Origin of the sequence: Arenibaculum sp. (assembly GCF_035998295.1) — a bacterium.
In the GTDB taxonomy this organism is placed as follows: domain Bacteria; phylum Pseudomonadota; class Alphaproteobacteria; order Azospirillales; family Azospirillaceae; genus DASYHS01.
In genome coordinates this window covers 23,633-30,918 of sequence record NZ_DASYHS010000227.1, presented here as the reverse complement: position 1 = coordinate 30,918, position 7,286 = coordinate 23,633, and the positions used below count along the sequence as shown (strand labels likewise).

Annotated in this window: 7 protein-coding genes and 1 tRNA gene; 2 read left to right on the top strand and 6 right to left on the bottom strand. The window is 70.1% G+C overall.

The window, feature by feature from the left end:
• The coding region (locus VGO20_RS22100; RefSeq protein WP_327504551.1) for a heavy metal translocating P-type ATPase at positions 1–1,314 on the top strand (1,314 nt) is incomplete at its 5' end.
• A gap of 23 nt (positions 1,315–1,337) precedes the next feature.
• Here the strand turns inward: VGO20_RS22100 and VGO20_RS22095 are convergent.
• The 6 genes from VGO20_RS22095 to VGO20_RS22070 form a co-directional block, all read right to left on the bottom strand.
• Positions 1,338–2,027, bottom strand: coding sequence for an SDR family oxidoreductase (locus VGO20_RS22095; RefSeq protein ID WP_327504550.1), 690 nt, complete (start codon positions 2,025–2,027; stop codon positions 1,338–1,340).
• Between the two features lie 75 nt (positions 2,028–2,102).
• The gene (locus VGO20_RS22090; protein WP_327504549.1) at positions 2,103–3,023 is read right to left on the bottom strand and encodes a DUF389 domain-containing protein; all 921 of its coding nucleotides are present in this window, start codon (positions 3,021–3,023) and stop codon (positions 2,103–2,105) included.
• 413 nt (positions 3,024–3,436) lie between these two features.
• Positions 3,437–4,402 (bottom strand): nucleotidyl transferase AbiEii/AbiGii toxin family protein, encoded by a 966-nt coding sequence (locus tag VGO20_RS22085; RefSeq protein WP_327504548.1) that lies wholly within the window; start codon positions 4,400–4,402, stop codon positions 3,437–3,439.
• Complete coding sequence (locus tag VGO20_RS22080; RefSeq protein ID WP_327504547.1) at positions 4,386–4,796, bottom strand: DUF6088 family protein; 411 nt, start codon at positions 4,794–4,796, stop codon at positions 4,386–4,388. Before VGO20_RS22080 ends, VGO20_RS22085 begins: the two co-directional genes overlap by 17 nt.
• A 323-nt stretch (positions 4,797–5,119) precedes the next feature.
• Positions 5,120–5,195, bottom strand: a tRNA-Ala gene (locus VGO20_RS22075).
• 158 nt (positions 5,196–5,353) lie between these two features.
• Positions 5,354–5,743 (bottom strand): TIGR02300 family protein, encoded by a 390-nt coding sequence (locus VGO20_RS22070; protein WP_327504546.1) that lies wholly within the window; start codon positions 5,741–5,743, stop codon positions 5,354–5,356.
• A gap of 193 nt (positions 5,744–5,936) precedes the next feature.
• Between VGO20_RS22070 and aroA the strand changes: the two genes are divergently transcribed.
• Positions 5,937–7,277: a 3-phosphoshikimate 1-carboxyvinyltransferase gene (aroA, locus tag VGO20_RS22065; protein ID WP_327504545.1), complete on the top strand. Its 1,341-nt coding sequence runs from the start codon at positions 5,937–5,939 to the stop codon at positions 7,275–7,277.
• Positions 7,278–7,286: the final 9 nt, after the last annotated feature.

Below are 7,286 nucleotides of genomic sequence, written 5' to 3'. Positions count from 1 at the left end.
GCGCTGGTGATCCGGGCCGAGAAGGTCGGCTCGGACACCATGCTCGCGCGCATCGTGGCCATGGTCGCCGAAGCCCAGCGCAGCCGGGCGCCGATCCAGCGCCTCGCCGACGTGGTGTCCGGCTGGTTCGTCCCGATCGTCATCGCGGTCGCGGTCCTGGCCTTCGCCGCCTGGGCGGCCTGGGGGCCGACGCCGGCCCTCGCCTATGGGCTGATCGCCGCCGTGTCGGTGCTGATCATCGCGTGCCCCTGCGCGCTCGGGCTGGCGACGCCGATGTCGATCATGGTCGGCGTCGGCAAGGGGGCGACCGCGGGCGTGCTGATCAGGAACGCCGAGGCCCTGGAGCGCTTCGAGAAGGTCGACACGCTGGTCGTGGACAAGACCGGCACCCTGACCGAGGGCAGGCCGCGGGTCACGTCCGTCGTTCCCGCCCCCGGCTTCGACGAGGCCGCCATCCTGTCGCTCGCGGCGAGCCTGGAGCGTTCCAGCGAGCACCCGCTGGCCGCCGCCATCGTCGCGTCGGCGAGGGAGCGGGGCCTTGCCCTGCACGACGTCGCCGATTTCTTCTCGGCGACCGGCAAGGGGGTCGGCGGCACCGTCGGCGGCCGCGCGGTGTTCCTCGGCAACGCGCGGATGATGCAGGACCAGGGCATCGGTCTCGGGGACCTGGGCACGCGTGCCGACGTGCTCCGGCGCGACGGGGCGACGGCGCTGTTCGCCGCGGTCGACGGCCGGCCCGGCGGCGTGATCGCGGTCGCCGACCCGGTCAAGGCGACCACGCCGCAGGCGCTGGAGACCTTGCGCGCCGACGGCGTGCGGATCGTGATGCTGACCGGCGACAACCGCACCACCGCCGAGGCGGTCGCGCGCCAGCTCGGCATCGACGAGGTCGAGGCCGAGGTCCTGCCCGAGGACAAGCACCGCGTGGTCAAGGACTTGAAGGCGAAGGGCCGCGTCGTCGCGATGGCGGGCGACGGCGTCAACGACGCGCCCGCCCTGGCCGAGGCGGATATCGGTGTGGCCATGGGCACCGGCACCGAGATCGCGATGCAGAGCGCGGGCGTGACCCTGGTCAAGGGCGACCTGGCCGGCATCGCGCGGGCCCGGGTGCTGAGCCGCGCCACCATGCGCAACATCCGCCAGAACTTGTTCCTGGCCTTCGTCTACAACGCGCTCGGCGTGCCGGTCGCGGCGGGCGTGTTCTACCCGGTTTTCGGCTGGACCCTGTCGCCGGTCGTCGCGGCTGCGGCGATGGCGCTGAGCTCGGTCAGCGTGATCGCCAACGCGCTCCGACTGAGGATGGTCAGGCTGTGAGCGGCCGCCAAGCCGGAACCGGGTCAGGCGGCGGGCGGGGTCGGAAGGACGGTCAGTTCGTGCACGTCGACGCCGGGCGGCTGGGTCAGGGCGTAGAGCACGGCGCGCGCGACGTCGTCGGGCTGGAGGGCGGCCTCCGGGGGCGTATCGAAGAAGGCCGTGTCCACGACGCCGGGCTCGATGAGGGTGACCCTGACGCCGCTGCCCCGCAACTCCTCGCGCAGGCCGTAGCCGATGGCATGGACGGCCCATTTGGTCGCCGCGTACATGGACCCCGCGAGCACGCGCCGCCCGGCGACCGACCCGGTGATCAGGACGTGGCCGCGGGCCGCCTTCACGTGCCCCAGCGTCGCGCGCAGCGTGTAGGCGACGCCCAGGATGTTGACGTCGACCATCCGCCGCCAGCTCTCCGGCGGGGCGCCGGAGAACCCGCCGGGCTCGCCGCCGGTGCCGGCATTGGCGAAGACGGCGTCGATGCGGCCGAAACGCCGGACGACCTCCTCGACCATGCGCTCCTGGCCGGGATGGTCCGCGACGTCGCAGGCAAAGGCGCCGGCACGCTCTTCGCCGATCCGTTCGACCAGCTCCTCCAGCTTGCCGGCGGAGCGGGCGACCAGGGCCAGGCGCCAGCCGGCATCGGCGGCGGCCAGGGCCGTCGCGGCGCCGATGCCGCTGGACGCACCGGTGACGAGCAGGACTTTGCCGTCGGGCATGATCGATCCTCCTTCGGGGCCGCCGGCCTCCGCCGCCGGCGCAACGCCAACCGCCGGACGGTCGCTACGTTCCCGTCACACCGCCGCGTTCCGCCTGCGGCGGTGCAGCGTCATCCTCTTGATGCCGAGCGCGGCGCCGCCCGCCGACAGCACGCAGGCAACCTCGACGATCCACCGCGCCAGGGCCTCGGAGGCGAGCCCGGGATTGCCGATGCCGAATCCCATGCCCACGATCGCCATGCTCGGCACCAGGGCCAGCGCCACCATCACCCCCGTCGCGAAGACGGTCAGGCGCGAGGACACGATCGTGCCGCCGGCGGCGCCGGCGGCGAGCGCCGTCAGCACGCCCACGGGATCGACCTTCGACCAGTACTCCACCCAGTGGAGCGTGGTCAGGTCGGCGGGCGTCCTCGGGTGCAGCCACAGCGCGAGCCACATGCCGAGGGCCGCGCCGGCCGCCAGCACCGCATAGCCGATGCCCGCCGAACGGATCCCCGCCCACACGCCGCGGCGGAACCACAGGACCCCGTAGGCGATGCGCAGCAGGGGACCGAACCCCGGCGCTATCAGCATCGCGCCGACCACGACGTGGAGCGTATCCGCGACCAACCCGAACGAGGCTATCGCGCCCGAAAGGCACATCAGCAGCAGGTAGTTGGGCGAGACGTTCGTTTCCCGCCGCAGCAGGGTCCCCATCTCCTCCCAGACCGCCTCGTTTCCCTCCTCCTCGAGGGGGCCCGCCTGATCGGCCGAGATCACGACGGTCGGCTCGCTGATCGTGACCGAACCGGCCTTCAGCGCCCCGATCCGGTCCAGGTCGCGGACGATGCCCAGGGCGGCATTGGTGGACAGGTCCACCGCCAGCACGTCGTCGCCGGAGCCCACCGCCGCCCGCTCGTGCAGCGTGATGCTCGCGATGCCGGGATGGTCCCGGAGATGATCGACGATCCGGGCCCGCATTCCCGGCGAGACGGTGATGCTGATCCTGCGCGGCATGGCCTCTCCTGCTCTCGGCGGCGACACAACCGACTTCAACCCGGAGCAGGGGGAATCGCTTCATCGCCTGTGTGCGCGAGGCTCCGCCCGTTCGGCCGCAACGGTACTGAGGTCCCGGGCAAGTGGTCGCTACCGACTCCGCGCATCCGGGCGGGGGCGGGAAAGCACCGTTCCGGACATACGAACGCATTGAAGAAGAAGGCAGTATTCTTGTTTATGGGTCTCGGCGGCCGTGCCGTCCGAACCGCTCCTGGTCATTCCGGCGCCCAAGTAGCGGGGCGCTCTCCATCATCCATTCTCTTCTATATCAGCTCAGGTCTTTCCCGACGCCAAGTCGGGTTTGGGGTGCTCCACAACCGCTAGGACGGCAGCGTCGCCATGCGGTACAAGGGTCGATCGGCGTGGCGCGTCCGTCAGGGCTGCGTGAGGTACGTCGCCAGACGTCGAAGGGCGTCGATCGCGTTCTCGTAGTCCGGTATTGGATGCCCGTACACGACGTTCCTGACAAACTGGCGGTAGTCGTCGGGGAAGGGTGGGGCGAGAAGAACTTCGCACATCCGCTTTGCGAGTTCGCTCGGGTCTGTCGGGCGCTCGTCCCGGGTGTCCTTGCCGCGCTGGCCGTCGCGGTCGAAAAGATCGATCAGCAGCGGTTTGAAGCGCTCGTCATCGACGACAGAGTGTTCGAGAGCGCACAGGTCATGAACGTGACGGACCAGCGACCGGTCCCTGGCCTTGCCCGGAGGGGTGGCGGTATCCGGCAGGTTCCGATGCTCGAAGACGCGCCAGGACAGGGCCGCAAGCTTATCGGCCGCGGTTTCGACCGGGTCGACGCAGGTGATGGCGGCCACCTCAGGGGGCGCTCCCTGGAACCGGCCGACGAACGAGCCGACCGGTGCCGATTTCGCCGGCAGCCATGGTCCCTCCAGCGTCACCTCCATCTTCACATCCGTCCGAAGTGTCGAATGAGAGAAGGACGGGGTGAAGGGGACGTAGAGCGTGAACATCCTGTTCCCGTTCCTGCGCTCCGTCCGATCCTCGTCGATGTGATAGCCGATGCTCTCGATGGCACGTTCGACGGCCTTCCGGAAGCTCCGGCGTTTGCCCTCCGACAGGGTGCAGACGGTAGTGCTCGGCGTCGCGCGGAAATCGATGTCTTCGGAAAAGCGCTTGATCAGCCCATAAGCCTTGGAGAGCGACGTACCGCCGCCGAAGACCAGCTTGCAGTCTTCGTAGGTGAGTTCACCGAGGGCGTGCAGGATGCGTACGACGTGCCAATCCTTCTCGACGAAGGCTTCGTCGACGCCGAGCGCACCTGCCGTTCTCTCGACCAGGGCCGGATCCAGGTACGCTCCGTCCGGAGAATCAGGCGGTGCGCTCAAGGCTCACCCGCACGTCCCCGTATCCGAGTTGCCGGCGCACCCGCTTGCGAACCCCGATCACCCTTCCGGTCGGCACCTGCGTGGTTGCGCCCGCGTTGTAGTCCCGTTCCAGGCGCGGTGGGGCGGTTTCGACGTTCAGCCGGCGCAACGCTTCTTCGGCGAGCCGCTTCACGCCAACGGTCGGGACGGGTTTCCCATCGAAGGGCGAGATCTGCGCCCTGGCGTAGACGCCATGACCGAACCTGATGAGCCGTCCCTCGCGCACGAGTGCACCGAGGGCACGCCCGATCTGGTCGTAGCCGCCGAGATCGGTGAAATCCTCACGCAAGAACACATTGCCCTTCTTGCGGGCAATACGCATTCCGACCCGCTCTTTGAGCATCCGCTTCGGCATGGTCCCCTCGGTGGGCTCCGTGCTTCTATCGATGTCAGAATACGACAACGCTCTGCCAAGATGCGGTGTTTGCAGAGATATATCAAGGAGCCGTCCGGAGGCTCTTCGGTGCCGGTGCTGTACGTTGAGGGGATGCAGATCAGGTCGCCAACGGCTGACAGCCGTGTGTACACTCAATCACGCCTCGGTCATGTCGGCAGCGCACGGTTCATTCCTGCGGCTCGTTGCGCCGCGCTGCCCGGAAATGCCGCCCCGGTGACTGCCGGGCGATTGCCTGAAAAGACGAAGGGCCTGACCGTTTCCAGCCAAGCCCTCGTTTTCTTTGGTGGAGCCAACCGGGATCGAACCGGTGACCTCTACAATGCCATTGTAGCGCTCTCCCAGCTGAGCTATGGCCCCGAAACTCTTGCGCCGCCCCGGTTTCCCGGGGTCGGGGCTGGGATGCCCCGGCGTCGTGGAGGCGGACTATCCTCAAACCGCCCCGGCGATGCAAGTGAAAAATCCGGGCTCGCGCCGAAAATTCCGCTCGGCCGCAGGGGGCGGCCGGACCCCTCGCCTCAGGGCTCCTCCTCGTCGCTGTCGACGTCGACGACGTCGCCCATGTCGTCCTCCTCGCCCAGCTCGGAGGCGTCCTCGATCAGGACCTCGTCCTCTTCCTGGACGGGTTCCTCGGCATCTTCCTCGATGTCCTCGACCTCGACATCCTCGTCGGTGTCTTCGGTCTCCGTCTCGTCACGGTCGAGCGTCTCTTCGTCCTCGACCGCGGCCGGGGCCTTGCGGACCACCTCCTCGACGGGTGCCGGCCGCGCGCGGCGCGACTTCAGCAGGGCCTCCGGATCGAAGGCCGTGCCGCAGCTGGGGCACACCGGGGGATCCTTGCGCAGGTCGTAGTAGCGCGCACCGCAGTTGGGGCAGATGCGTTTGGTTCCCCATTCAGGTTTGGCCACGCCTTAACCTCCGTGCTGTCGACCCGATTCTCTCGAAGCGCGCTCGTGTGCCACGTCGCCGACCTCTTGTCAAACCAAAGTGACGCCCGGAAGGATGCGGTCCCCGGGCCGGCGGCCGCCTGCTGACCCGCGGCGCGCTCTGTGCTAGAAGTGCGGCCCCGTCCGCAGCATGCCCCGCCCGAGAGGTCCCGCCTTGCAAGGTTCCCCGTCCCCGAGACCGCTGCGCTCGCGCGCCGGCGGCGCGCTCTCCGGCACCGTCCGCGTCCCCGGCGACAAGTCGATCTCCCACCGCTCCTTGATGCTGGGCGCGGTCGCCATCGGCGAGACCGAGATCCGCGGGTTGCTGACCGGCGAGGACGTGCTGCGCACGGCCGACGCCATGCGGGCGCTCGGCGCCGGGGTGGAGGTGGGGGCGGACGGCGTCTGGCGCGTGCGCGGCGTCGGCGTCGGCGGGCTCGCCGAGCCGTCGCGCGTCCTCGACATGGGCAACAGCGGCACCGCGGCCCGCCTGCTGATGGGCCTCGTCGCGACCCATCCCGTCACCGCGGTCTTCACCGGCGACGACAGCCTCGTCAAGCGGCCCATGGCGCGCGTCACCGGCCCGCTGGAGCGCATGGGCGCCACCTTCGTGACCCGCTCGGGCGGGCGCCTGCCGCTCGCCCTGGTCGGCACCGCCTCGGCGGTGCCGATCGCCTACCGGCTGCCGGTCGCCTCGGCCCAGGTGAAGTCGGCGGTCCTGCTCGCCGGGCTCAACACCCCCGGCATCACCACCGTGATCGAGGCCGAGCCGACGCGCGACCACACCGAGCTGATGCTGCGCCATTTCGGCGGCGAGGTGACGACCGAGCGCCAGGAGGACGGAGCGCTCGCCGTGTCGGTGACCGGCGAGGTCGAGCTGAGGGGGCGCGCCGTCGCCGTGCCCGCGGACCCGAGCTCGGCCGCCTTCCCGGTCGTGGCCGCCGTCCTGCGCGACGGCTCGGAGATCGTGCTGACCGGCGTCGGCACCAACCCGCGCCGCACCGGCCTCTACGAGACGCTGGTCGAGATGGGGGCCGACATCCGCTTCGAGAACGAGCGCGTCGAGGCCGGCGAGCCGGTGGCCGACCTGCGGGTGCGGGCCGGCCGCCTGAAGGGCGTGACGGTGCCGCCCGGGCGCGCGCCCTCGATGATCGACGAGTACCCGATCCTCGCCGTCGCCGCGGCCTGCGCCGAGGGGACGACGGTGATGAACGGGCTGGCGGAGCTGCGGGTCAAGGAGAGCGACCGGCTGGCGATGATCGCCGCCGGGCTGCAGGCCTGCGGCGTCGCGGTCGAGGTGGGGGCCGACAGCCTCGTCGTCCATGGCGGCCGGCCGCGCGGCGGCGCGACGGTGGCGACCGCGATGGACCATCGCATCGCGATGAGCTTCCTCGTGCTCGGCATGGTCTGCGCCGAGCCGGTCGCGGTCGACGACGGCGCCTTCATCGACACCAGCTTCCCGGGCTTCGTTTCCCTGATGAACGGCCTGGGCGCCGACATCGGCCCGGTCGGCTAGCACCCCGAA

Bases quoted from the DNA above. Each gene is read 5' to 3' on its own strand.
- VGO20_RS22095 (WP_327504550.1), bottom strand. From the start codon at position 2,027: ATGCCCGACGGCAAAGTCCTGCTCGTCACCGGTGCGTCCAGCGGCATC.
- VGO20_RS22090 (WP_327504549.1), bottom strand. From the start codon at position 3,023: ATGCCGCGCAGGATCAGCATCACCGTCTCGCCGGGAATGCGGGCCCGG.
- VGO20_RS22080 (WP_327504547.1), bottom strand. From the start codon at position 4,796: ATGCCGAAGCGGATGCTCAAAGAGCGGGTCGGAATGCGTATTGCCCGC.